Annotated in this window: 21 protein-coding genes and 1 tRNA gene; 12 read left to right on the top strand and 10 right to left on the bottom strand. The window is 38.1% G+C overall.

Annotated elements, in window-relative coordinates; translation table 11 throughout:
• The first annotated feature begins 158 nt into the window (after window positions 1-158).
• The 3 genes from B6A32_RS12210 to B6A32_RS12200 all read left to right on the top strand — a co-directional run bounded on the left by B6A32_RS12210 (window position 159) and on the right by B6A32_RS12200 (window position 2,595).
• Entirely contained in the window at window positions 159-845 is a 687-nt protein-coding gene (locus B6A32_RS12210; protein WP_085304425.1) for a type 1 glutamine amidotransferase domain-containing protein, read from the top strand.
• 73 nt (window positions 846-918) lie between these two features.
• Window positions 919-1,347 carry an organic hydroperoxide resistance protein gene (locus B6A32_RS12205; protein ID WP_085304423.1) on the top strand — a complete coding sequence of 143 codons (429 nt, stop codon included), beginning with the start codon at window positions 919-921 and terminating at the stop codon, window positions 1,345-1,347.
• A gap of 87 nt (window positions 1,348-1,434) precedes the next feature.
• Window positions 1,435-2,595 (top strand): iron-containing alcohol dehydrogenase, encoded by a 1,161-nt coding sequence (locus B6A32_RS12200; RefSeq protein ID WP_085304421.1) that lies wholly within the window; start codon window positions 1,435-1,437, stop codon window positions 2,593-2,595.
• A gap of 1,030 nt (window positions 2,596-3,625) precedes the next feature.
• On the opposite strand, the gene B6A32_RS12195 is transcribed toward B6A32_RS12200, so the two are convergent.
• Both B6A32_RS12195 and B6A32_RS12190 read right to left on the bottom strand, forming a co-directional pair.
• Complete coding sequence (locus B6A32_RS12195) at window positions 3,626-5,197, bottom strand: cation:proton antiporter family protein (protein ID WP_085304419.1); 1,572 nt, start codon at window positions 5,195-5,197, stop codon at window positions 3,626-3,628.
• 6 nt (window positions 5,198-5,203) lie between these two features.
• Window positions 5,204-5,878, bottom strand: a complete 675-nt coding sequence (locus tag B6A32_RS12190; RefSeq protein ID WP_085304417.1) for an arylesterase — start codon at window positions 5,876-5,878, stop codon at window positions 5,204-5,206.
• Between B6A32_RS12190 and B6A32_RS12185 the strand changes: the two genes are divergently transcribed.
• From B6A32_RS12185 to B6A32_RS12165, 5 genes are all read left to right on the top strand, one after another.
• Entirely contained in the window at window positions 5,877-6,662 is a 786-nt protein-coding gene (locus B6A32_RS12185; protein ID WP_085304415.1) for an ABC transporter ATP-binding protein, read from the top strand. The two genes, B6A32_RS12190 and B6A32_RS12185, sit on opposite strands and share 2 nt — an antisense overlap.
• 2 nt (window positions 6,663-6,664) lie before the next feature.
• A complete protein-coding gene (locus B6A32_RS12180) occupies window positions 6,665-9,247 on the top strand; it encodes an ABC transporter permease (protein ID WP_085304413.1) in 2,583 nt (860 codons plus the stop codon).
• Between the two features lie 119 nt (window positions 9,248-9,366).
• Window positions 9,367-10,419 carry an AI-2E family transporter gene (locus B6A32_RS12175; RefSeq protein ID WP_085304411.1) on the top strand — a complete coding sequence of 351 codons (1,053 nt, stop codon included), beginning with the start codon at window positions 9,367-9,369 and terminating at the stop codon, window positions 10,417-10,419.
• A 298-nt stretch (window positions 10,420-10,717) separates the two neighbouring features.
• Window positions 10,718-11,491, top strand: coding sequence for a HalD/BesD family halogenase (locus tag B6A32_RS12170; protein WP_085304409.1), 774 nt, complete (start codon window positions 10,718-10,720; stop codon window positions 11,489-11,491).
• Between the two features lie 142 nt (window positions 11,492-11,633).
• Window positions 11,634-12,989, top strand: a complete 1,356-nt coding sequence (locus B6A32_RS12165) for a Na+/H+ antiporter family protein (RefSeq protein WP_085304676.1) — start codon at window positions 11,634-11,636, stop codon at window positions 12,987-12,989.
• A gap of 399 nt (window positions 12,990-13,388) precedes the next feature.
• Here B6A32_RS12165 and B6A32_RS12160 read toward each other — a convergent pair whose 3' ends face one another.
• The 5 genes from B6A32_RS12160 to B6A32_RS12140 all read right to left on the bottom strand — a co-directional run bounded on the left by B6A32_RS12160 (window position 13,389) and on the right by B6A32_RS12140 (window position 19,032).
• Window positions 13,389-13,865 carry a DUF2947 family protein gene (locus B6A32_RS12160; protein WP_085304407.1) on the bottom strand — a complete coding sequence of 159 codons (477 nt, stop codon included), beginning with the start codon at window positions 13,863-13,865 and terminating at the stop codon, window positions 13,389-13,391.
• A 154-nt stretch (window positions 13,866-14,019) separates the two neighbouring features.
• Window positions 14,020-15,948, bottom strand: coding sequence for an alpha/beta hydrolase family protein (locus B6A32_RS12155; protein WP_158088486.1), 1,929 nt, complete (start codon window positions 15,946-15,948; stop codon window positions 14,020-14,022).
• A gap of 185 nt (window positions 15,949-16,133) precedes the next feature.
• A complete protein-coding gene (locus B6A32_RS12150) occupies window positions 16,134-17,327 on the bottom strand; it encodes a leucine-rich repeat-containing protein kinase family protein (RefSeq protein WP_085304674.1) in 1,194 nt (397 codons plus the stop codon).
• A 128-nt stretch (window positions 17,328-17,455) separates the two neighbouring features.
• A tRNA-Val gene (locus tag B6A32_RS12145) sits at window positions 17,456-17,532 on the bottom strand.
• A gap of 165 nt (window positions 17,533-17,697) precedes the next feature.
• A complete protein-coding gene (locus tag B6A32_RS12140) occupies window positions 17,698-19,032 on the bottom strand; it encodes an MATE family efflux transporter (RefSeq protein ID WP_233131410.1) in 1,335 nt (444 codons plus the stop codon).
• Window positions 19,033-19,140: 108 nt separating this feature from the next.
• On the opposite strand from B6A32_RS12140, the gene B6A32_RS12135 reads away from it, so the two are divergent.
• Window positions 19,141-19,764, top strand: coding sequence for a riboflavin synthase subunit alpha (locus tag B6A32_RS12135; RefSeq protein WP_085304403.1), 624 nt, complete (start codon window positions 19,141-19,143; stop codon window positions 19,762-19,764).
• A 129-nt stretch (window positions 19,765-19,893) separates the two neighbouring features.
• On the opposite strand, the gene B6A32_RS12130 is transcribed toward B6A32_RS12135, so the two are convergent.
• Complete coding sequence (locus B6A32_RS12130) at window positions 19,894-20,100, bottom strand: CPXCG motif-containing cysteine-rich protein (protein WP_085304401.1); 207 nt, start codon at window positions 20,098-20,100, stop codon at window positions 19,894-19,896.
• 267 nt (window positions 20,101-20,367) lie between these two features.
• Window positions 20,368-20,700 carry a ferredoxin FdxA gene (gene fdxA / locus B6A32_RS12125; RefSeq protein ID WP_085304399.1) on the bottom strand — a complete coding sequence of 111 codons (333 nt, stop codon included), beginning with the start codon at window positions 20,698-20,700 and terminating at the stop codon, window positions 20,368-20,370.
• A gap of 192 nt (window positions 20,701-20,892) precedes the next feature.
• On the opposite strand from fdxA, the gene B6A32_RS12120 reads away from it, so the two are divergent.
• A complete protein-coding gene (locus tag B6A32_RS12120; protein ID WP_085304397.1) occupies window positions 20,893-22,539 on the top strand; it encodes an NAD(P)/FAD-dependent oxidoreductase in 1,647 nt (548 codons plus the stop codon).
• 140 nt (window positions 22,540-22,679) lie between these two features.
• On the opposite strand, the gene B6A32_RS12115 is transcribed toward B6A32_RS12120, so the two are convergent.
• Window positions 22,680-23,414 (bottom strand): START domain-containing protein, encoded by a 735-nt coding sequence (locus B6A32_RS12115; RefSeq protein WP_158088485.1) that lies wholly within the window; start codon window positions 23,412-23,414, stop codon window positions 22,680-22,682.
• 234 nt (window positions 23,415-23,648) lie between these two features.
• On the opposite strand from B6A32_RS12115, the gene thrS reads away from it, so the two are divergent.
• On the top strand, window positions 23,649-25,559 hold the full coding sequence (thrS, locus tag B6A32_RS12110) for a threonine--tRNA ligase (protein ID WP_085304393.1): 1,911 nt from the start codon (window positions 23,649-23,651) through the stop codon (window positions 25,557-25,559).
• 88 nt (window positions 25,560-25,647) lie between these two features.
• Window positions 25,648-26,202, top strand: a complete 555-nt coding sequence (infC, locus tag B6A32_RS12105; RefSeq protein ID WP_085304391.1) for a translation initiation factor IF-3 — start codon at window positions 25,648-25,650, stop codon at window positions 26,200-26,202.
• Window positions 26,203-26,311 lie beyond the last annotated feature (109 nt).

Raw genomic sequence — 26,311 nt, 5'->3', positions numbered from 1 at the left:
ATGTAGTCAAGCATACATTGTATTAATTATTGATACAATGTTGTCAGTTTAATCTGCATTGTTCATGTGGATTTTAGTGCATATACTTACTTTATTGAAAATGCAGACACAGACAATCGCACTTACATTAACCTATACAAATAAAAGGATGAATGAATATGACTAAGAAAATATTGATGGTACTTACTTCACATGACGAGCTTGGCAACACAGGTCAAAAAACAGGTTTTTGGGTTGAAGAATTTGCCGCCCCTTATTATGCATTTATCGACGCTGGCGCTGAAGTAACTATTGCTTCACCACAAGGCGGTCAAGCACCTATTGACCCAACAAGTAAGCTGGAAGATTTTCAAACAGAAGCCACTGACCGTTACGACAATGATGCTGCAGCACAAGCTAAAATTTCGGCTACAGTAAAATTATCTTCAGTTAACGAAAGTGATTTTGATGGCGTATTTTACCCTGGTGGGCATGGTCCATTATGGGATCTTACCGATAACACTGACTCGATCAGCTTACTTGAAAGCTTTTTAAACGCTGGTAAAGCCGTAGCAACTGTTTGTCATGCGAGTGCAGCGTTGTTAAATGTTAAACAAGCATCGGGCGAGTTTGCCATTAAAGGCAAAGCAGTAACTGGCTTTACAAACAGTGAAGAAGAAGCGGTAGAACTAACAGAAGTCGTGCCTTTTTTACTCGAAGATGAACTGATTAAACGTGGTGGCGAATACCAAAAAGCAGAAGATTGGCATGCCTTTGCAGTACAAGATGGCCTAATTATTACTGGTCAAAACCCTGCGAGTTCAGCGCTAGCTGCTGAGAAATTACTTGCTCAACTTTCTGCTTAAATTTACGTAGCTGTAACTTAGAAAGTTACGTATTTATATGTGACTTTCTACAGCCAATATATAGGAATATGTCATGAAAGAATTACAAAACATAGCTTATACCGCAAAAGCAACAGCCACTGGTGGACGTGAAGGTAGTGCAAAATCAGACGATGGCCGTTTAAACCTTACATTGTCAACACCTAAAGGTTTAGGTGGTGATGACGGGCAGGGTACTAATCCAGAGCAATTATTTGCTGCCGGTTATGCCGCTTGTTTTATTGGCGCACTAAAATTTGTTGCCGGCCAAGAAAAAATTACTTTACCTAGTGATACTTATATCAACTCAGAAGTTGCTATTGGTGCAGTTGAAGGTGGTTTTGGTATTGCAGTTAAACTTGCGGTGTCGTTAGGCGATATGGATAAAAACGAAGCACAAATCATGGTAGATAAAGCGCATCAAGTTTGCCCATATTCAAATGCAACACGCGGCAATATTGATATAGTGTTGAGCATTATTTAATAGTTTTTTGAACAGAATAAAGACTCAAATTTTCTGTTCAAAAAGTGCATTTATACATGACTTACAGAATAATATTAGGATATAACAATGTTAAATTTCAGTTTTCAAAATCCAACACGCATTCATTTTGGTGAAGGGCAAATTGCCGCTATTTCACAAGAAATTCCATCAGATGCAAGAGTTTTACTTGTTTATGGTGGCGGTTCTATTAAAAGTAATGGTGTGTATCAACAAGTAATTTCGGCGCTTAACGAACATACTTTCTTCGAGTTCTCAGGTATTGAGCCAAACCCAAGTTACAACACCTTAATGAAAGCTTCTGAAATTATTAAAGCTGAACGAATTGATTACATACTTGCTGTAGGCGGCGGCTCTGTTGTTGATGGTGCTAAATTTATTGCTGCAGCAGCCTTATATGAAGATGGCAATGACCCTTGGGACATTCTTGCTAAACAGCAAGCCGTTAAAAAAGCTTTACCTATTGGTGCCGTTTTAACGCTACCTGCTACTGGCTCTGAAAGTAATGGTAACTCTGTAGTAACAAGAGATGGCAATAAACTTGCGTTTTCAAGCCCGTTAGTTCGTCCTTTATTTGCTGTGTTAGATCCTAAAGTTACTTTGTCTTTATCAGATCGCCAAATCAGTAATGGCGTAGTTGACGCCTTTGTTCATACTATCGAACAGTACTTAACTTATAGTGTTAACGGCAAAGTGCAAGACCGCTTTAGTGAAGGTTTATTGCAAACCTTAATTGAAGAAGGCCCTAAAGCATTATCAGCTGACACCAAAGATGATTTAGATATTAGATCGAATATTATGTGGTCGGCAACCATGGCACTTAATGGTCTTATTGGCGCAGGTGTACCACAAGATTGGTCAACGCATATGATAGGTCATGAGCTTACCGGTGCTTTTGGTATTGATCATGCGCGTACTTTATCGATTGTTTTACCAGCGGTAATGAAAGTACGTAAAGCACAAAAACGTGAAAAACTGCTTCAATATGCAACACGTGTTTGGCAAATAACCGAAGGTGATGAAGATGCTCGTATTGATCAAGCTATTCGTTTAACTGAAGAATTTTTTGAAAAAATGCAAGTACCAACACGGTTATCAGACGTAGAGCTTGGCAGCAAAGATATAGATTTATTGATTGAACGTTTAGAGCAACACGGTATGACGGCGTTAGGCGAAAACAGCGATATTAGCTTACAAACAAGTCGTGAGATATTAACCCTAGCGGTATAATTATAACACCAGAAAAGTAGCGTGTTGACTTGCTTTAATGGGTTAACAAGATATTAGTTCATCCTCTACATTAGTCTTTATAAAGAGGTTGAGAACTTAGCAAGTGAGTGTTGTAAGTTGGGGCTGATAACCTTAACTTAAGTTAATTAATGTTAGCTAAACAAATTTAAAACGGTGATATTACAATAAATATCACCGTTTTTTTATGCCTGAAATTTATGCATTACTTTCTATTAATGCCGGGGCTTAACTTTATTGAATTTAGTTGCTGCTCATTACTTCCTCCTTTTTTTCTCCTTGCAAAAATAACTATTCACAGGGAGAAAAGAAGGAGGACGGCAGGAGAAGTTATAATTAATTTGGAATTAATTATGCTTTTGGTTACTAATTATAAAAAATATCACCGTTTTTTATGCCTGAAATTTATACATTATTTTCTATTAATGCCGGGGCTTAACTTTATTGAATTTAGTTGCTGCTCATTACTTTCTCCTTCTTTTCTCCTTGTAAAAAGAACTATTCACAGGGAGAAAATAAGGAGGACGGCAGGAGAAGTCATAATTAATTTGGGTTTAATTAAGCTTTTTGGTTACTAATTATAAAAAATATCACCGTTTTTTATGCCTGAAATTTATACATTACTTTCTATTAATGCCGGGTCTTAACTTTATTGAATTTAGTTGCTGCTCATTACTTTCTCCTTCTTTTCTCCTTGTAAAAAGAACTATTCACAGCGAGAAAATAAGGAGGACTGCAGGAGAAGTCATAATTAATTTGGAATTAATTAAGCTTTTGGTTACTAATTATAAAAAATATCACCGTTTTTTATGCCTGAAATTTATGCATTACTTTCTATTAATGCCGGGTCTTAACTTTATTGAATTTAGTTGCTGCTCATTACTTTCTCCTTCTTTTCTCCTTGTAAAAGAACTATTCACAGGGAGAAAATAAGGAGGACGGCAGGAGAAGTCATAATTAATTTGGGTTTAATTAAGCTTTTTGGTTGTTAAATAAGCGTAAACCTCAATCGTTATGAAATCTTCTTAATTAGGCTCATACTTTCTTCAGCAAAACCCACACCAGCTTCGTTATAAAAGTTAAACACTTTATCAACCCCGAAGCTTTCTAGCGCTTCATGTTCATCATCATAACGGGCAATAGCGGCTATTTTACCTTGGTAATTTGTGCGTCTTAATTGACGGGTGATACTTTTCATGTCGAGTATTGAGGGTAAAGCTAATAGTATTAGCTCAATTTTACTCAAGTCTATGCTTTCCCAAAAATCGGCATCTTCAGCATCGCCAAAATAGGCCTGAATGCTTTGTTCATTTAGCCATTCTACTTTTGCTTTATCAGTGTCTAAGCCCCAAACTTGGTTACCAACTTGAGCATTTAAAGCATTATATGCACCGATACCAACACGGCCCAAACCTATTATGGCAATAGGGGAATCGCAAGGTTGAATAAAGTCATCTTCTATTAAACGTTTTTTACTTTCAAAGCGCTTAAACCTTTCTTTATGGTTGGCAAAGTAGTCGTGGGCATAGTTATATAACACGTTAGTGAGGATAAATGACAAGGCTACCGTTAATGATAATATTACTAGCCACTCAGAACTTAACCAGCCGGCTTTTTCACTTAATGCGGCAATAATAAGGCCAAATTCACTGAAGTTACTTAAGGCTAAAGCGGATAAAAATGCAGTTCTGCCACGGAGTTTCAGTTTAACTAAAATAAAGAAAAACAGCATAAACTTAATAGGCAGCAACAATGTTAATACTGAGGCTATTACTAGCATTTCTACTGTAGGTAATGCGGTAAAACCGATAGATAAAAAGAAGCCAATTAAAAATAAGTCTTTAAAGCTCAGTAGTGACTTAGTTATTTCACTCGCTTTAGTGTGAGACGCTAAGTACATGCCAGCTAACAACGCGCCTAAATCCCCTTTAATATGCACTAATTCGAACAATTCGTAGGCACCAAAGGCAATGAAAAAGCCCATTAATGGAATTAACTCTCCATGGCCTGCTTTATCAATAGCTTTATTTATTAATGGTTTTAAAGGAATGAACAGCAGTAATAAGCCAGCCCAAGGGGTTGGTATTTTACCGGTAGCTACAACTAAAAATATTACGGCGATAACATCTTGCATTACCAGTATACCAATGGCGAGTTTGCCATGGCGTGTTCGCATTTCTCCGTGCTCTTCCATTAATTTAACAACACAAACGGTGCTACTAAAGCTTAGGGCAAATACAATTAATGCTGAAGTTGTTAAACTTAAACCGCTGATAAAAGGAATAGTAATTAATGCCATACCTTTTATGATGACCACACCAACAACTAACCAAACAGCGGTATGGCTTATACTGCCTAACCAAACTTCGGCTTTGAGTAAGTCTTTTATATTGAGCTTTAAACCTATGGTAAATAACATTAGCGTGATACCAATGTCAGCTAATACATGGATCATGCTATCAGCTTCATAACCTAGAAAAAGTAAGATAAACCCAGCAGCCAAATAACCAATTGACGGTGGTAAAGCCACCAACTTTGTTAATAAGCCACAAATAAACGCAAAACCAATCCAAATAAATTCCATTGTTATTTACTGTTCCATCGTCATTAAATTATTAAGTTGCTGCTCAACATAATTGGCAATTATTGGTTGGGCTTCTGCGTTAGGGTGAATGCCATCGGCTTGCATAAGGCTTTTATCGGTGGCAACCGCTTCCATGAAAAATGGTAGTAAGGTTATATTGCTTGCTTTAGCAACGTCTTCAAAAACCTGCTCAAACATTTTATTATATCTTGGGCCGTAATTTGGTGTGATTTTTATCTGAATCATTGAAACTTTAATGTTTTTATCTTGTGCAAGTTTCACCATTTGTAACAAATTATTTTTTATTAACTTAGGAGAATAGCCTCTCAAACCATCGTTTCCACCTAACTCAATCAATAAATGGTCAACATCTTGATTAGCTAAAATGCCTGCTAGCCGAGATAAACCGCCACTCGTCGTTTCGCCACTAACACTGGCATTTATTATTGTGTAAGGTTGATTTTGCTCGTTAAGCTTTTCATTAAGTAAATGTACCCAGCCTTGGGTGGGTTTCATCCCATAACTTGCACTGATACTATCACCTAAGAGTAAAATATTGCTGGTTGGTGTGATACGAATGCTGTTATCGATCGTATTGGTTTTATTACCCTGTGCAGTTACGTTCGTTGAAGTAATAAAAAGTAAGCTAATAAACAATAAATAAAGTGGATAATTTTTCATGCAAGTAAATTCCGAGAGTATTCTAAGCGTTAAAGACCTAACTAAGTCAGTACAAGTTGAAGATAAAACCTTAGTTTTACTTCAAGCGTTAAATTTAAACGTTGCTGCGGGCGAATCAATTGCCATTGTTGGTTCATCTGGTTCGGGTAAAACGACTTTATTATCAATTTTAGCCGGGCTAGATTTGCCAAGTACCGGACAAGTGTATCTTAAAAACCAGCCATTACACCAGTTTAATGAAGAACAACGTAGCCAAGTTAGAGCGCAGCATGTAGGTTTTATTTTTCAACAGTTTTTGTTAATTAACAGTTTAACCGCACTTGAAAACGTTATGTTGCCTGCTGAACTGGCTAACATGCCCGACGCACAAGTTCGAGGCGAAGCTTTACTTGCACAAGTAGGGTTAGCTGACAGACTTGATCATTATCCATCTCAGCTTTCTGGGGGTGAACAGCAACGTGTTGCTATTGCTCGTGCTTTTATTGCTCAGCCTGATATTTTATTTGCTGATGAGCCTACCGGTAATTTGGATAGTAAAACTGGCCAACATATTACAGACTTAATTTTTGACTTAAATGCGAAAGAAGGTACAACACTGGTACTCGTTACTCATGATGCTAAATTAGCGGCAAGATGTCAGCGACAAGTTGAAATGGACAGCGGCATTTTAACCGAACCTTCAGCTTTAGTGGCTACTGATGATTTAGGCAAAGACCAAATCAATAGTAAAAACATCAATCAAAGTGAGAGTGAAACACAAACGCCAGTTTCGCAAGAAGGTTAATTATGAGTAGTGTTAAACCAACAGCCTCTACGAAGTGGCTTTCTCAATCGTTACGCCTGTTACATCATGAGCTTCGCCGTGGTGAATTAACCATTATATTTCTCGCTATTGTGCTTGCCGTTGCCACGGTATTTTCGCTTACCGGGTTTTCTGGCCAAATTAAACATGCAATTGTCTCAAACAGTACTAATACCATAGGTGCTGATCGTGTGCTGCGAATGTCTTCAGAAGTTGATAGCGCTATACTCGAGAAAAGCCAATCTTTAGCGATAAAATCTGCACGTAAAATTGAAACTGAGTCAATGGCTTTTGCTGGCGATAACATGCTGCTTAGCGAACTTGATGCGGTATCAGACACTTATCCTTTACGTGGTGAATTACGGGTAAAAACCTCATTAACACAAGCTGAAAGTACAGTTGTTAACGCGCCAAGCCCAGGTAGTGTTTGGGTAGAGCCAAGTGTGCTAAGTCGTTTGAATGTTGAAATCGGAGACATTATTGAAATTGGTGTCGCGCCACTGACTATTGCTGGCGTTGTTACCGATATTCCTGATCGTTCGTATCGGGCGTTTATTGCCGGCCCTACGGTGATCTTGAACATTGCTGATATGCCAAAAACCGAGTTAATTCAGCCAGGTAGTCGTATTACTTATAAATATTTATTTGCTGGCGAAACTGATGCTATTGAAACCTTTGAGACTTGGATAAAGCCACAAATTAATGAAACACAACGTTGGTATGATGCAAAAGCGGCACAAAACCGTTTATCAAGAATATTAGACACCGCAGAAAAGTTTCTTTCACTAGCAAGTATGCTCGGTATTGTATTAGCTGCAGTTGCTGTTGCGGTAGCTAGTCGCCGTTATGGTCAGCGACATCAGTCAACCGTGTCAATTTTTAAAGCTTTAGGTGCTTCTATTTCTCATGTGAGAAAACTCTATTGTTTGCATTGGACCTTATTAAGTTGCTTGAGTATAGCCACAGGTTTGTTGCTTGGATATGGCTTGATGTTACTTGGCGTTAACGCCATTGCGAGCTACTTATCTTTAGCAGATGCTCCCGTAACGTTTAAACCGTTTGTAACCGCCATTTTCACTGGGTTATTGTGCGCTATTGCTTTTGCTATTCACCCTATTATGAGTCTAGTCAAAAGCTCACCGTTAAATGTTATTCGAGGGTTTAATCAAGAGCAAGTTGCGCGTTTTGGTTGGCATCAATTACCGCCGTTATTAGCCTTGTTTTTACTGCTCTTTATTTTCAGCCAAGATATAGTGATGAGTGCTGCTTTGTTATTGGGTGGCGTGGTTGTCTCGTTTATTTTGTTGTTATTTGGCCGCGGGTTAATGAGTGCAGGGCGCAGTGTTGGCACTAAGGCTGGAAAATCTTGGCATTTGGCATTAGCAAATTTAAAACGTCGCGCCAGTGAAAACAGTGTGCAGTTAGTCAGTTTTACTATCGCCATAAAGTTATTGCTGTTAATCACCGTAATGAAAAGCTCAATATTATCTGAGTGGGAGCAACAGTTTCCAGAAGATACACCTAATCATTACTTAATTAACATTACGCAAAACCAAATAGATCCATTAAAAGCATTTGTTGAAGAAAATAATATTGCTAACCAAGGTTTCTATCATGTTTATCGTGGGCGCTTATCGGCCATTAACGGGATAAAAACGGTTGATGAAGATAAAGAAGAAACACCTGTTACAAGCGGCGAAAATGCAGCTACTGATAAAAAACCAAAAGCTAAGAAAGCAGAGCAACAAGAAAGCAGACAAGGCATGGGCCGTGAGCTTGGTTTAACTTGGCGCGACGAAATACCGGAAGAAAATGAAATAATATCTGGCCAGTGGTGGCAAGTTGACGACGAAAAACCTCAAGTATCGGTTGAAAGTAATATCGCCGAACGTTTGGCTATTAAGTTAGGTGATGAGTTAACGTTTACGATTGGCTCAGACGTTTTCACTGTGCCAGTTACCAGTATTCGTGAAGTTAATTGGCAAAGTCGTCAGTTAAACTTCATCATGGTCTTTAATCAAAGTGTACTTGATAAATTTCCTACAACATCAATCTCTGCTTGGTCGATTATGGATAAAGACCGAGACTTGGTTTATCGCTTTTTGGCAAACTTTCCAACCATAACCGTGATGGACTTTGCTGCGATTATGGCGCAACTTAATAGTATTATTGAGCAAGTAACGGTTGCTATACAGCTGATCTTAATTCTAGTAGTGCTAGCGGGCAGCTTAGTATTAGTGGCGCAAGTTCAAGCAAGTATGGAAGAGCGTGAACGAGAGCTAGCGATATTAAGAACCTTAGGCGCTAAGGGCAGTTTGCTACGCAATAGTGTGCTGTTCGAGTTTGTCGCTTTAGGAGCTATTGCAGGCTTAATGGCCAGCATTGGTATGGAAATAGCCGTTTACATCTTGCAAAGCCAAGTATTTAACATGCCAGGCAGTTTCCATTTTCAATATTGGTTAGTAGGTATTGGAGCAGGGGCACTTTTTGTTGGCAGTATTGGTATGCTTAGTTGTTGGCGTTTACTTAAACTATCGAGCGTTACATTAATTCGACGTACTATGTAACTTGTTCACTAGCGGTTTAGTTTAGTAAAACTATATGCTGGTTACAGTAGCGAGCATGGTGTTAAATAGCGTATAGTTTTAAGTACTTATGATAATAATTCTAAAAATAGGTTTTAAAAATGGGTTTACAAGGAAAGTCTGAAGGCGCAGTGAAGTTTTTACTCGTTACTGCTGCATTATTTGTTGTACTCGCGGGGATTAAAACAGCGGCAACGTTACTCGTGCCTTTTTTACTCTCGGTTTTTATCGCCATTATATGTAACCCATTAGTGGTAATGGCTGCGCGATATAAAATACCAAAACCAGTAGCAGTTATCTTCGTGATAGGCATTTTTGTTTCTATCGCGCTTTCATTAGCTGGCTTAGTAGGAAACTCGTTAAATGAATTATCACAACTTATTCCAGAGTATCGTGAGCAGCTTCAAGCGCAATTTGTTTGGTTAACTAAACAACTCGATAATTACAATATTATTATCTCGCCTGAACTGTTAATTGAATACTTCGATCCAGCTGCCGCTATGGGCTTAGCTGCCAAAATGCTCAGTGGTTTAGGTGGGGTAATGGCCAATTTATTTTTGATCATTATTACGGTAATTTTTATGCTGTTTGAGGCGTCATCATTATCGCATAAACTTCACTTAGCGCTTGATGATCCACAAGCACGTTTAAAACAAATTGACCAATTTTTAGCGTCAGTAAATAACTATTTAGCGATTAAAACCTTGGTGAGTATTGCCACCGGCGTCATCGTATCAATAATGTTATGGGCCTTTGGTTTAGACTTTTTCTTACTCTGGGGCGTGTTAGCCTTCTTACTTAACTACATTCCTAATATCGGATCTATTATCGCCGCTGTACCAGCTATGTCGTTAGCGGTATTACAATTAGGGCCGGCAGCAGCAGGTTTTATTGGTTTAGGTTACTTAACCATAAATACAGTCATGGGCAATGTGGTTGAACCGCGTTATCTGGGCCGTGGCTTAGGGTTATCAACTTTAGTGGTGTTTATTTCATTAATCTTTTGGGGCTGGTTACTTGGCACAGTAGGCATGTTGTTATCAGTACCTTTAACTATGGTGATAAAAATAGCGCTAGAAAACTCTGCAGAAGGGCACTGGTTTGCTGTGTTATTATCGAGTGAAGATGGAAGCAACAACGAAAGTAAAGGTTAGTCAGTATTATTTAATACAGGGCTGAACAACACGGAAAGATAAACATTGAAAGGGGAATTTAATTCCCTTTTTTTGTGTGCGAAAACTACAGGCAAAACCTATTTCACTTCATCTTGATATTGTTTTTAAATAAACCTTATTAAGTTAGATTATTACCCAGCAGTAAAAGTGAATTGCAAAAATATAGTATTGTACTTAATTAATAACTTCAGATAATAGACTAATAAGCAACATAGATTTATTGTAAAAAAATCAATCTATTTAGTGTTGAGTTCTAGCGGTTTACTTGGAGAAAGCAATGAAATTTGAAGACGTTATAAGCCTTAAGTTGAATCAGATTACTGATCCAGCTTACATACAGCGCTGTAAAGCAACGCTTGATCGTGATGGTGCCATTGTTATTGATAATTTCATTACTAAAAAGGCGTTAGAGCAAATAAGGCTTGAAGGTGAAGCTAAAAAGCATCTGGCTTTTTTTACTAATCAACAGCACAACATTTATATTAGTGATGCGGATTTAAGTTATCCTGAAGATCATATTAGAAATAAGCGAGTTATATCAAGCAAGGGCTGTATTACAGATGATAAAATATCTGAAGAATCGGTCCTGAGAACACTTTATGACAGTGACACCTTTCGCTCATTTCTAAAAACGGTGTTAAACGAGCAGGCGCTTTATAGTTATGATGATGATTGTTCTTCAATTAACCTGCATTATGCTAGCGAAGGTCAAGAGTTAGGTTGGCATTTTGATAACTCTTCTTTTGCTACTACGTTAATGATTCAAAAACCTGAAGCAGGAGGTGAGTTTCAGTATGTCAGAGATGTTCGAGATGCTGATAAAGGAGAAATGAACTTTGCAGATGCCGAGAAAGTGCTTACGGGTGAGATTAAACCCAACATGCTAACAATTGAACCAGGCGCTTTAGTGCTGTTTAGAGGCCGAAATGCTATTCACCGCGTTACCCCAACCATTGGTGATATTACTAGAATGATGGTCGTACTTGCTTATAACAATAAGCCTGGCGTGGCATTATCTGCATCAGCACGTAAAACCTTTTACGGAAAATAATAATTCATACGACAACTCGTCGTTATCACAAGGTGCTACAATGGAAAAAGTTAAGCTTCAAAACGCTAACTTCATGTGTGTAGAGGTTAAAGTGGTTATTTCAATATTATCAATAGCTACTGCTTATATGTTTTATGAGTCTATGAACGCAGGCTCTGCAATAGTAAATACCGTCTTAGTCTCGATTTTACTCATGTTATGCTTAAGTTTACTTAAGGTAAATGTTGTTGTATCTCTGCTGTTATCGGCTATTTTTGCTGGCGTTGTCGGTGGACTTAATATCACCGAAACCATAGACGCTTTTAACAAAGGCATAGGCTCAGGTGGAAGAACTGCTTTAAGTTATGCTTTGCTAGGGGCTTTTGCCGCTACCATATCTAAGTCAGGTTTACCGGCAATGTTTGCGAGTAAAATCTCCAAAAAGCTCAATGGCGTTACCACTGAAAACCAAACCCGAAAAATTAAATACTTGGTGTTAAGCTTTCTCTTGTTAGCCGCTTTTTCATCACAAAATATTATTCCTATTCATATTGCTTTTATACCTATTCTTGTGCCGCCATTATTATTTATGATGACTAAAATGGGCATTGACCGAAGATTAATTGCCTGTATTTTAACCTTTGGTTTAGTTAGCCCTTATATGTTTTTCCCCGTTGGTTTTGGTGCTATTTTTTTAAATGATATTTTGCTGGCCAATATCCAACAAAGCGGTATGCAAACTGAAGGTATTAACGCCGCTGTAGCTATGTTGATACCGGCATCAGGGATGTTAGTGGGGTTATTAGTTGCGGTTTTTTATAGTTATCGAAATAAACGTAAATACGAATTAGAAAAATTAGAAAAAGTTGAAGGTATAGAAGAGGGGCACGAGGCTCCTTATTGCGCTAGAACCGTTGGTGTTGCGGTATTTGCTATAGTGTTAGCATTTACTATTCAAATACTAACGCACTCAATGATTTATGGTGGTGTGGCAGGATTTTTAGTGTTCTTATTGTCAGGTGCATTAAAATGGCAAGACTCAGACGATGTTTTTACCCAAGGCATGCGTATGATGGCCATGATTGGTTTTATTATGATCGCCGCAGGAGGTTTTGCAGAAGTATTACGCTCAACAGGAGATATTACTTCGCTAGTTGCTGCATCGGCGGAAATTATGGGTGACAGTAAAGCCATTGCTGCTATTTTAATGTTACTGGTTGGACTTTTCATCACAATTGGCATTGGCTCTTCATTTTCAACCATTCCCATTATTGCTTCGATTTATGTGCCGCTTGCTTTGCAGCTAAATTTTTCACCATTGGCTATTGTTGCCTTAGTAGGCACAGCAGCAGCGCTTGGTGATGCAGGATCGCCAGCTTCTGACTCTACATTAGGGCCAACAGCGGGTTTAAATATAGACGGACAACATGATCACATTTGGGACAGCGTAGTGCCAACATTTATTCACTATAATTTTCCGTTAATAGCTTTCGGCTGGATAGCCGCTATGGTTTTATAAAAATGCTGACTTGAATTGGTGAGTTAATCTTACTGTGATTGTGGCGATATGTGTCTCCCTGCCAGAATAGAACCATCTACAGGGAGAGCATTAATAGGACTTTAATCGGTAAGTTGCAATAAATATAATTGAAGCGTTTCTGTGTTAAATTGCCTTAACTTATTCTAACTAACCTGAACTCTGGATAAGCAGTACTTGCTCAACCCTCAATTTTAAGCCATTTTCTTCGTTAAAACGTCGATAAATAGCTCGCTATTCATAAACGTTTTGCCTTGGAAATGGCATAAAATGAAGCATTGATGATGTCTATTCGTGATGTTCACCTGGCTATAGCATTTACTTTACCACCTAAGCTTTTGATTCACTTGAGTATCAAGCACTCATTATCCAGAGTTCAGGTTAACTAGGTTTATTACCCACTTTAAAATAGCCGGTTGATAAAAACTGCACCGCTTCATTGCGCTTTTTGCCAATTAAAATCGCACCGTCATCCATAAACAAAAAGTTTTTCCAACAACGTTGAAATACCGCCCAGGTAGTTTCAATAACATTGTTGCGAGCACTGCAATAGTAAACAACGGTGTTATTATCCCAGGTCAAGTGCGCTAAAATTAACTCGGGTAATAAACTCTCATCACTTTCCCAAATAGTTTCCCACTTGCCATTATCAGACCAGTTTGCTGAATTTTCTGGCCAATCACCTTTTTTAAAAAAGTCAGGATGATCCGATTTTTTACTAATAGCACCGTCCCAAAGTATTTTTGCACGATTACTCACCATAGGTTTTATTTTTGTCTTGTCGCTATCGCTGATCGGTAGACTAGCATGCTTGAAAATCCAAGCGTTTTTTAATTCTTCAATTGTGGTGTAGTTCATAAAGGTTTTGTCGATAACTTTTGGTTTAGTATAACAATAGTGGTTAGTATCTCATTAATTGAAGTGAAATTGCAGGCTTAAAACCAACAAAGGCAGATAAAGTATCTGCCTTTGTTGGTTTTAAGGGAACGTTTTAGTTGTTAATAATGGTTAATTAAAACAGGTGTTTTTTCAGAAAATCATCTATGGCGGTTAAAGCTTTTATTCTAGATTCATTTTTCAATAAGTAATGTCCTTCACCTTTTAGTTCTAGTAACTTAACATCTTTATCAGCATCTTCTAAGGCATCAAAAAAATCATCAGACTGGTCAAAATCAACCACTTTGTCACGCTGGCCATGAATTAACAGCACAGGGATTTTAACTTTATCAACAAAGTTTATCGGTGAAATATCGTGCAGAAAGTTTTCATCTTGGCTATTTTTATTGATAACTTCTTGCCAGTAACTATATGTTTCACTGTATTGACCATGTTCACGTTTTTCGAAATCTAACATGGATTCAACATCACTAATACCATTGATAGAAATGGCACATTGATATAAATCAGGTGTAAAGGTTGCTCCGGCTAAGGCCGCATATCCGCCGTAACTCCAACCAAAAATACATACGCGGTCTGGATCAATCATGTTTTCTTTACTCAGTGCTATAACGGCATCTGAAATATCATTTTGAATTTTTTTGCCCCATTCACCACGACCTTTTAACAGGTGATCAATACCAAAGCCTTTTGAACCCCTAAATTGTGGCTGAATAACTAAAACACCTCTACTTGCTAAGTATTGTGCTAGCCAATCATAACTAATTCGATCGTAAGATTCTGGTCCACCGTGTGGCATAATAACTACTGGGAGCTTTTGTTTGGTTTTTCCTTTCGGGTAGGTAAGTAGTGTTGGAATGTTTAAACCGTCTCGTGCTTTATAGCTGTATTCTGAAACAGGGTTTACAATATCAGCAGAAACTTTTGCACGACTTGCGGCTAAAAAGCTGAAACTATTATTAGCAAACATTATGTACTCACCCGCTTGCTCACCACCTTCTAGTTTAAAAATCATTTTTGACCAATCGGGTGTGTGGTCAATTAAACTAAAGCTGCTTTCAGGCATAGCTGATTGAATAATTTTAAAGTTTTGAGTTAATTGCTGATCAAAAAAAGCATAGCTAGGTTTAAAACCTGAATATCGAACACCATAAACAACTCGTTGAATATCAGTTAGCACTTGTTCAACATCAGCATCATCTCGACTAAATATAGGCTCAGATATGGTGCCATCTTTTAAAGACATGGTGAAGTATTGTCGACGACCGTTGTCACCAGTTTTGGTCATTACCAAAGATTTTCTATCAGGCGTTAACCCTGAAAATGAACGATAGCGGTAAGCCGTAGTTTCTGAGAATATGTCAATCCATTCACCATTTATATAGCTTTGCACTCTATGATTGTTGGTTTTGTCATTAAACCTTTCACGAACTAGTGGTTCGCCGTTTTCATCAACAAAAAAATCTACTGAGTCGCTTGTGCCAATAAATATTTGTTTAGGTTTTTTCTTTTTCTCAAGGTTAACCTTCATTAAGGTATAAACATTATATCCTCTGTCACTTCTGTAATAAGCAGGCATATAAGCGGTTTTTTTATCTGGCGATAAACCTACAATACCACCCAAGCTTGTTTGGCCTTTATAAATACCATAACCAGGCGTTAGCAGCTGTCTAACTTCTTTGGTTTTAAGGTCGTAAACAAAGGCGCTACTTACATTATGCATACCTTTAAAACCATGAAGTTTTTTGTATTCAGATGCTCGTAATATCACTCTAAAGTTATCAATAAAATAGGCGACTTTTACATCAATGCCACTTAGTGCTGTTCCGCCTAAGGTTTGTCCGGTAGCAATGTCTTTAATAAGAAGAACTTCTTGTTCATTTTGAAAGGTTTTGAACGCTATTCTTGAGCCATCTGGTGATAGCGTCATTAAACTTATTTCTGGATTGTTTGCGAAGATATTAAGAGCAGGTAGGTTTTCTTTAGCGTTAGAAACTGAGCAAATAGCAAAGGTAAGTGCAATAAAAGTGATTATTCTAAACATCAAAACATCCTTGAAAATATAATTATTACACATACTACTTACGTATAATTAATAAGCAATAGTTAATTTAATTAATACCTTAGAAGTGTTTTAACAAAAGTGACTTTATATCTGGTAACACTTTAACGCGCGCAATTTAGTGTAAATTAATGATCCGAGCTTTAAAGCTTTATTCAAGTGTATGTTTATTTGTTATTACAAACGCTGAATAAATCTTCAATAAAATAAGCTAAAGCACGGCGTTCAATTTTTTCAATTAACGCTTGCTGAGTAGGTGTTAGCATGTGATACATAGTGGCAGCGCCAAAGTCGCCAAATATAATGTTAGCCTGTGCATCAAACAAAGTGTTATGGGCATACAAATCGCCATGACATACTTTATTTGCGTGTAAATGTTCAAACACACTTTCCATTTGCTGCACTATTTTTTCAATTTGTGCAGCGCTTAAAGTAAAGCCTTCAGGGAAGGTGTCACGAGTACAGGTTTGAAAGTTTGGCGGTAAACCTAAATTTTTAAAATTACTCGGAATTAAGTTCATGATTAACGCTAAGTAGTCATCTTCGTTCACTTGTGCCAAAGAGCGCACTAGATTTTGATGATGACCCACTTTTAAACAAGCTTGTAACTCGTCTTCTGGGTAACCGTCGCTAGTAACTTTACCTTTAAACACTTTCACTGCAACTTCATCAGGAAAATTTACCGGCTTATCTGTCCAAGTGGCGCTTGAAATAACCCCTGACGCACCTTGCCCAAGTACATTTTGTAAGTTAAAGCTTGAAGAGGGCAGCGAAGGCACTGTTGCTACGTTAAGAGTTGAGCGGCTAAACGGGTTACCTGAGAACGCAAACCACGCAAGCTTAGGTAAATTTAATAACTGCTCAGGGCATTCTGTTAAGTTGTTTGCCGAAATACGCACTAATTCAAGATTGTTTGCTTTGGCTAATGTTAACGGCAGTTTGGTTAGTTTATTACCGGCTAATGCTAGTTTTTGTAATCTTGGGCGCTCGCCTAATGTGTCGGGTAAGGTTTCAATAACGTTATCGGTTAAAATTAACCAACGTAGTTTTTCAGGTAGCGAATTAGCAGGTACATGATGAATTTGGTTAGACTTAAAACCGATCATTTCTAAATTTTCGCACTGTCCTAAAACTTCTGGTAGCACAGTAAATAAGTTGTTTGAGGCGAAAATTATTTTAAGCTTTTTAAGTTGAGCTAATTCGCTTGGCAACGTGGTGAGTTGGTTGTCAGATAAATCTAAAATTTCTAAGCTGTCGGCTAAAGTTAAAATTTCCATAGGAAATTCATTTAATTGTTCAGCAAGCTTTAAGCGTGAAATACCTTTGAGTTCACCTGAAATTAACTGCGTTAGCGTATGCATTGACTCAACCATCCTAATCTTGTTTTAGTAGGTGAAAATAAAATGCCATACTAGTTTTTAGATATAAAAAAACCCGACAAGCGTAATAAAATGCTTTCGGGCTTTTTCTGGGTTAATAAACCCTAATATGGTGCTCGCTACTGGACTCGAACCAGTGACACCTTGCATGTCATGCAAGTACTCTAACCAACTGAGCTAAGCGAGCAATATTTTCATGTAAACTGTTGAGCAACTCAACGAGGCGCTATGTTAGCGATCTGCTTTGGCAAGTGCAAGCAGTTTTATTTAAAACCCGATGTAACTGCTGATTAATTCAGCACTTGTTGTCAGCTTTGTTTATTTTAGCTACATTTCAGTGCTATTAATGAGTTTAACTTGCTAATGCTGCTTTTTGATCGAAGCGATTTTGTATTACTTTTAAACGCCAAGCTAATAATATAGCAGCAACCGTTAAGCCAGAAATAAAGCCTATCCAAAAGCCGTAAGGGCCTGAGGCTGGCGCAATCCAGTTGGTTAGTCCAAGAATTAACCCAACAGATAATCCAATAATCCAGTATGAGAAAAAGGTGATGTACAACACTGACTGGGTATCTTTATAACCCCTAAGCGCACCGGCAGAAATTACCTGAATAGCATCTGAAAACTGAAATAAAGCCGCTAAAAACATTAAACTGGCGGCAAGTTCGAGTACTTCAGTATCTATAGTGTAGATAGCGGCAATTTGCGTTCTAAATAATAACGTAATAGCGGCGGTTACTACGGCAATAATGAGCCCTAAAATAACTGAGTATCGACAAAGCTCTTTGGCTTTTTCAAGGTTTTTGTTACCGACTTCAAAACCAACTTTAATGGTAACAGCCATGGCTAAACTTAATGGCACCATAAACACTAAGCCAGAAAAGTTAATCGCTATTTGATGGCTTGCAACCACATTTGCGCCAAAGGGTATTAATATTATGGCAACCGCAGCAAACAGGCTTACTTCAAACAACAACGAAAATGCGATAGGTGTGCCTAAAGCAAGAATGACTTTAATTTCTGACCACTGCGGCCAATAGAATTTAGTAAACAGTGGTGCGTGCTTTAAATGTTTTGAAAAATAAGTGTAGGCAAGCATTCCGAGAAACATTACCCAATAAACAATCGCTGTTGCTATACCACAACCCGCACCGCCTAAGGCTGGCATACCAAACTCACCATAAATAAAAATATAGTTAGCTGGTATGTTAATCAATAAACCCAAAATGCTGATGATCATAGTCGGGCGACTAAAAGCGAGTCCTTCTGAATAGTTACGTAATACTAAGTAAAGACAATAACCTGGGCCACCCCAAACTATGTAACCTAGGTAGTCAAACATCAGTTGTTTGAGTTCAGGCTCCATGTCAATAGAGTCTATCAACAAAGGTGTTGCTATGTAGTAAAGCATAATAATGATGATGGAAAAGGTAACGGCTATCCAAGCGGTTTGGTAACTAGCCTTTGCTACCTCATCGTACTGTCTAGCGCCAGATAACTGCGAAACAATACTGGCTAATGCCATGATTAAACCTGATATGGCTAAAATTAAGGGTAACCAAACACTACTCGCCACAGCAACTGCTGCCATGTCAGTGGCGCTAACACGACCTGCCATTACGGTATCAGCAAAGCCCATTAAATTTTGGATCAATTGAGCAATTAAAATTGGATAAGCCAATTTCATCAGGTTTTTACTATTGGAAAAAAAGCGGTTAATGTTCATCAAGGCAATTATATCATCGAGTTTTTCTTGCTAAGATAGCAAAAAATAAAGTATTTAACTGGATGATATATGTTTACCGGTATAGTGCAATCACAAGCTGAAGTAATTGCGATAATTAGTAAAGATAATGCGATAAGGTTAACTGTTGCGTTAGCACCTTCATTAATTGAAAACCTTGAAATTGGTGCAAGTATTGCCATTAATGGCGTTTGTTTAACGGCTGTTGAATTTGGTGAGTTAGACAATGGCAGCAGTTTTATAAGTTTTGATGTGATTGATGAAACCCTTCGAGTATCAAACCTTGTTGATATAAAGCTAGGCTCAAAGGTCAATGTTGAGCGTTCGTTAAAAGTTGGCGATGAAATTGGCGGGCACATGCTCAGTGGCCATGTTCATACTCAAGCTATAGTTGCTGACCGTAAAGATAGCCAAGATAATTGCACCATAAGTTTTACTATAGCGCCTGAATATCAAAAATATATTTTTGCTAAGGGCTTTATTAGTATTAATGGTATTAGTTTAACGTTAGGCGCTGAAGTCGCTGATACATTTTCAGTGCATTTAATCCCTGAAACGTTATCGCGTACCAATTTACAATTTGTTGGTATTGGCGATAAAGTTAATATTGAGATTGATCAGCAAACTATGACCATAGTTGAAACAGTTGAACGTATGAAGCTTAACCTAAATTAAATAAGCTAAGCTTTTAGTTTACACATTTTAGTTGCTGTATTTTAATGGTTAGCAAGTAAGGTAATTAAGCCTTACTTGCCTTACTGTTAAAGCATAATAAAGGGTTGAGCATTGCCTTACATTCTCAGCTTAAAAGTACTGTTCATTATCGCTGGCAACCGCTAGCTGAATTTTTTTATTGTATTCGTCTATGTGCAAATTCAAATGCATTTCCATGCAACACGCTGGGCATTCTTCATAATAGTCTTGGTCGCCTTCACTAGCGTCTAATGATACACGGATATGATGGCCGCAATTTGGGCATTCAATGCGTTGTTCTTTAATATCATGGGGCATGTTGCCTCCTCGATGTTAACTTTATAAACCCTAGTTTTAAGTATGGTCATTTTTAATGAAAATGCGAGTGATGTAATCGCAAAAAAGTTAAATATTATCGCCCTGATGATAAAGCTTGATGGCCGAAATCCAAGGCCATACTAAGGTTGTTTTCTGGTAAGTTGTTTTATATCAACACCAAAGGTTAGCTTCGTATGATTACGGTAGGGAATAAGGAGAGAAGTTAAGGTTAGAAATTAATTATTCCTTATAGATTTTCCTTATAGATTACTCAATATCGATAATTAAGTTTTCTATTTTATTAGCAACACCGTCCCATTGCTCGGCATCAGCAGGGGCAGGAATAACTTCGGTAATAACCGGCCATGTTTTTGCCAATTCAGCATTAAGCTCTATAAAGTCTTTTTGATCTTCTGGTACTTCATCTTCCTGATAAATTGCCTCTGCAGGGCATTCAACCGGGCATAAATCACAATCAATACATGAGTCGGGGTTAATAACTAAAAAGTTAGGACCTTGATGAAAGGCGTCAGCAGGGCATACAGCGACACAATCTGTATATTTACATTGAATACAATTATCAGTTACTACAAACGCCATTTTACTCTGCTTAAGTTGGAAGTTAGTTGGATGTTAAATGTTTAAATCTAGCGCATATTTGCGATTAATATGCGGATCATACCTTGCTAGCCAACAATTTCAATTAATGTTTTAGCTTTGTATTTGGTATCGCTGAGAGTATCAGGTAAAATAGCGCCAATTTTTACCCTAGTCTTGCTTTGGAAACCTAATATGTTGCGTTTAACTAACGTCAAATTACCCCTTAACCATCAACCTGAAGAATTAAAGCTAGCTATTCTTTCTATATTAGAAATTTCTGCTGAGCAGCTTGTAGACTTTTCAGTTTTTAAACGTGGTTATGACGCGCGTAAAAAAAGCAACATCATTCTAATGTACACACTAGACGTTGAAACAACCGTTAATGAAGAACTGTTGATAACGCACAGTAAAAACCAGAACATTAAAACCAGTCCCGATACTAGCTACAAATTTGTTGGGCAGGCACCTGAAAACTTAAGCGAGCGTCCTGTGGTTATTGGTATGGGCCCTTGTGGTTTATTCGCTGGTTTATTATTAGCACAAATGGGTTTTAAGCCTATTATTTTAGAACGCGGAAAAGATGTACGTCAGCGTACTAAAGATACTTTTGGTTTTTGGCGTAAAAAAATTCTTAATACTGAATCAAACGTACAGTTTGGTGAAGGTGGCGCGGGTACGTTTTCAGACGGTAAATTATACAGCCAAGTAAAAGATCCAAAACATTATAGTCGTAAAGTATTGCATGAGTTTGTTGATGCTGGCGCACCTGCAGAAATATTATTTGTTAGTAAACCACATATTGGTACCTTTAAATTAGTGACCATGGTTGAGCAAATGCGTGCTGAAATTCATCGTCTTGGTGGCGAAGTGCGTTTTGATCAACGTGTGGACGATATTCATTTTGAAAGTGCGAATGACGGCACTGATAATATGCAAGTTACTGGTTTAACCTTAGCAACGGGTGAAGTGATATCGACCAAGCATATTGCCTTAGCAATTGGTCACAGCGCGCGTGATACTTTTGCTATGCTGCATGAAAAAGGTGTTTTCATAAAAGCTAAACCATTTTCAGTCGGGTTTAGAATTGAACATGAACAATCGGTGATTGACGATGCACGTTTCGGCGAAAATGCGGGTAATCCTATTTTAGGCGCTGCAGATTACAAGCTTGTGCACCACTGTAAAAATGGTCGCTCAGTTTATAGTTTTTGTATGTGCCCGGGTGGAACCGTGGTTGCGGCAGCATCAGAAGAAGGTCGCTTAGTCACTAACGGAATGAGCCAATATTCACGCCATGAACGCAATGCTAATAGTGCCATTGTTGTCGGCATATCACCTGAAGATTATGACGAAAACGGCAGTAAAGACAATGTCCTTGCAGGTATTGAATTTCAACGTCGACTTGAAGAAACCGCTTTTAAACTCGGTGGTGAAAACTACGATGCGCCAGTGCAACTTGTTGGTGATTTTCTCGCTGGTCGTAAAAGTGGCGAGCATGGTTCAGTTTCGCCTTCTTACAAACCCGGTGTTAAGTACTGTGACTTAAGTGAAACATTACCGGCTTACGCTATTGAAGCAATACGTGAGGCTTTGCCTGCATTTGAACGTAAAATAAAAGGCTTTTCGATGGCTGATGCAACTTTAACTGCTGTTGAAACTCGTACCTCATCGCCGATTAATATTACACGTGATAAAGAAAGCTTTGAAAGTGTTAATACTAGAGGGCTGTATCCTGCAGGTGAGGGAGCAGGTTATGCTGGCGGTATTTTATCTGCAGGTATTGATGGCATTAAAGTTGCTGAAGCTATGGCGCTTTCTATGCTTAAACAACACGCTTAAAATGCCATTTTAGAGCTTCAAGTTAATGTTCAGGGTAACTTGAAGCTTTATCATTAAAAAGTGACTGTTATATTTTTATTGAGATGAATATTGAGGTGTATATTAAGGTATTAGTTGCACTTTTCTTTATCACAAGTTACTTAATCACTTACTTCCAACATCTCTTTAATGTTCGCTTTAGTCACTTGTTGATACTTACTTTTAGGTAATTTCGCGTTCATGTTTTGCAAGCTAGACCAAATACCACGCAATGTCATCGGTTTGGCTAGCCATTGAGGTACGTTACCTTTTGGGTCAATCATAAATTGATAAGTAATATCGATTTTATTAGGCTCAATAGGTACAATTTTCCAATGAGCACCTAGAACTTGCATACGCACCACGTGTTGGTTTTTTGAAGTTTCCTTTGCGTCTTTAACCAAAATATCAATCGATAAATCTTTATTTTGCCAATATCTAGAGTGCACAACCATCTCACGGGCAGAAAATGGCCATATACTATTAAACTGAATATTGAAGATATGCTCGTTGTTTGAAACTTCTTCAATAAGCTGCGCTGACTTTGCGTTGTCAAGCCATTGAGGTGTTAGGCTTAAATCTTCAATAAAGTAAAGAAAACCGGCAAGCGTTGAGTTAAATCTGGCTTGTGCTTTTACTTCAATTAAATTGGCCTCGCTATTAATACGGTAACTAACGCTGAAAGAAGCATTTTTCTTCCATAATTTCCAAGGAGTTTCTTGGTTTTCACTATAACTTTCATTGATAACCTCAACAGTACTTTGTGCTGCTAAACTCTGCATTGATAACAAGCTAAAACAAGTGCTAAGCATCATGACTATTTTAAAGGTTAACGTTTTTTTTACTTGCTTGTTCAATATACTGGTCCTGTCCATTGCAAATTATAGAGAATTCCCCTATATTCCCGTGCTCGGCTCAGCACAATTTTTTCATTCTCATATCTTTGTGTTTGTAGTCTAACAATATAATATCGAATTTAGCTTTATATAGCGCCATTTATTGCTTAAGCATTAATGTGGTCGTTATAAATATTAATTAATAAATCTCAAGCGGCACTTAGTGTGTGTCGCCACTGAACAAAGGAAAACTACATGCCTGTAATTACGCTTCCCGATGGTAGTCAACGCTCTTTTGAACAAGCTGTGTCTGTAATGGACGTTGCCCTTGATATTGGTCCTGGTTTGGCAAAAGCCACCATTGCTGGTCGTATCAACGGTGAATTAGTTGATGCTTGTGAATTAATAAAAGAAGATGCAGCTCTGCAACTTATTACCAGTAAAGATAGTGAAGGTTTAGAGATCATTCGCCACTCTTGTGCACATTTATTAGGCCATGCTATTAAGCAATTATGGCCAAACACCAAAATGGCTATTGGTCCGACAATCGAAAACGGTTTTTATTATGATGTTGATTTAGAAGAATCAATCACCGAAGACGATTTAGTTAAACTAGAAAAGCGCATGACAGAATTAGCCAGAACCGGCTATGAAGTTATTAAAAAAACAGGTACGTGGCAAGATGCTTACGATGCTTTCACCGAACGTGGTGAAACCTACAAATTAGAAATTCTTGATGAAAATATTGATAAGTCAGATACACCAGCGCTTTATCATCATCAAGAATACATTGACATGTGTCGTGGTCCTCACGTGCCAAGCATGCGTCATTGTCATCACTTTAAGTTGATGAAAGTTGCTGGCGCATACTGGCGTGGCAATTCAGATAATAAAATGCTGCAACGTGTATACGGCACAGCATGGGCAGATAAAAAACAATTAAAAGCTTATATTGTACGTTTAGCGGAAGCTGAAAAGCGCGATCATCGTAAAATTGGTAAAACGCTAGATTTATTCCATTGGCAAGAAGAAGCGCCAGGTATGGTGTTTTGGCATAACGATGGCTGGACGATTTACACTGAGTTAGAAAAATTTGTTCGTGAAAAGCTACACGAATATGATTACGACGAAGTTAAAGCGCCAATGATGATGGACCGCAGCCTTTGGGAGAAATCTGGCCACTGGGATAAATATGCTGATGGCATGTTTACCACTGAGTCAGAAAAGCGTGAATACGCAATAAAACCCATGAACTGCCCAGGCCACGTACAAATATTTAACCAAGGGTTAAAATCTTATCGTGATTTGCCACTGCGTATTGCTGAGTTTGGCTGTTGTCACCGTAATGAGCCATCGGGTTCTTTACATGGCTTAATGCGTGTACGTGGTTTTACGCAAGACGATGCCCATATTTTCTGTATGGAGTCACAAGTACAAGCTGAAGTAACCAAATGTATCGAAATGGTTTACGACGTCTATGGCTCATTTGGCTTTGAAGATATTGTTGTTAAGCTTTCTACGCGTCCTGAAAACCGTATTGGCAGTGACGAAATTTGGGATAAAGCTGAAGCCGGCCTTGCTCAAGCATTAACTGACAGCGATATTAAATTTGAATACCTACCAGGCGAAGGTGCTTTTTACGGTCCTAAAATTGAATTTACCTTAATGGATTGTTTGGGACGTGCTTGGCAATGTGGTACTGTGCAACTCGATTTTGCTTTACCAGAGCGTTTAGGCGCAACTTATGTTGGTGAAGACAACGAAAGATACATTCCAGTGATGATCCATCGTGCAATTTTGGGTTCACTTGAGCGTTTTATCGGAATTTTGATCGAAGAGTACACTGGCAAATTTCCAACTTGGTTATCGCCAATTCAAGCAACTGTGATGAATATTACCGACAAACAGGGTCAATATTGTGAAAAAGTTGTAAAAAAACTAAAAGAAAATGGATTTAGAGCAAAACTAGACTTGAGAAATGAGAAGATAGGCTTTAAAATCCGCGAGCATACTTTAAAGCGTGTTCCGTATTTGTTAGTTGTTGGTGATAAAGAAATGGAAACTGGCGAAATTGCAGTACGAACTCGAAGTGGTGAAGATTTAGGTACAATGTCCGTAGACGACTTTGTTGCTAAATTATCGAACGAAGTGAAAACTCGTCAATAAACACTTTGAAATAAACACGTAATATTATTATTTAACCCAAGTGAGCTAAAATTAGTGCTTACTTGGTCACAACGTTCTTTGGAGGAACATGGCTATTAAAGGTGGACAACGTGGCGGGCAAAAAGAGCCGGCGCATCGTTTAAATGAGTTAATCACAGGTATTCAGGGCAATGAAGTTCGTTTAATTAAATTTGACGGCGAACCTGGTGGCATAGTTACTTTAGATGAAGCAATGGACCAAGCGGATGACGCAGGTGTAGATCTCGTAGAAATCAGCCCAACAGCTAAACCTCCTGTTTGTCGCGTCATGGATTACGGTAAGTTTATCTATGAAAAAGCTAAAGAACAGAAAGAACAACGTAAAAACCAGAAACAAATACAGGTTAAGGAAATTAAATTCCGTCCTGGAACAGATGAAGGCGATTATCAGGTCAAACTACGCAACCTGAAACGCTTTTTAGAAGGCGGCGACAAGGTCAAGGTAACATTACGTTTCCGTGGCCGTGAAATGGCCCACCAAGAACTAGGTCTTGAAATTCTAACTCGCGTTAAAAACGATTTAGAAGAATTGACTGTAGTCGAGTTTTTCCCTCGTAGAGCGGAAGGGCGTCAAATGGTGATGGTTCTCGCCCCTAAAAAATAGATAGGACCCGGTTTGACAAGTAGTTAATTGTTTTTCGGAATAATTAACTCACCGCTATTATCTTTAAGCTGGTAGACAAGGCCTACAAGTAGAATTCGACATCTTAGTT

The sequence above is a fragment of the Colwellia polaris genome, assembly GCF_002104515.1.
In the GTDB taxonomy this organism is placed as follows: domain Bacteria; phylum Pseudomonadota; class Gammaproteobacteria; order Enterobacterales; family Alteromonadaceae; genus Cognaticolwellia; species Cognaticolwellia polaris.
This window is presented reverse-complemented; position numbering and strand designations above follow the sequence as displayed.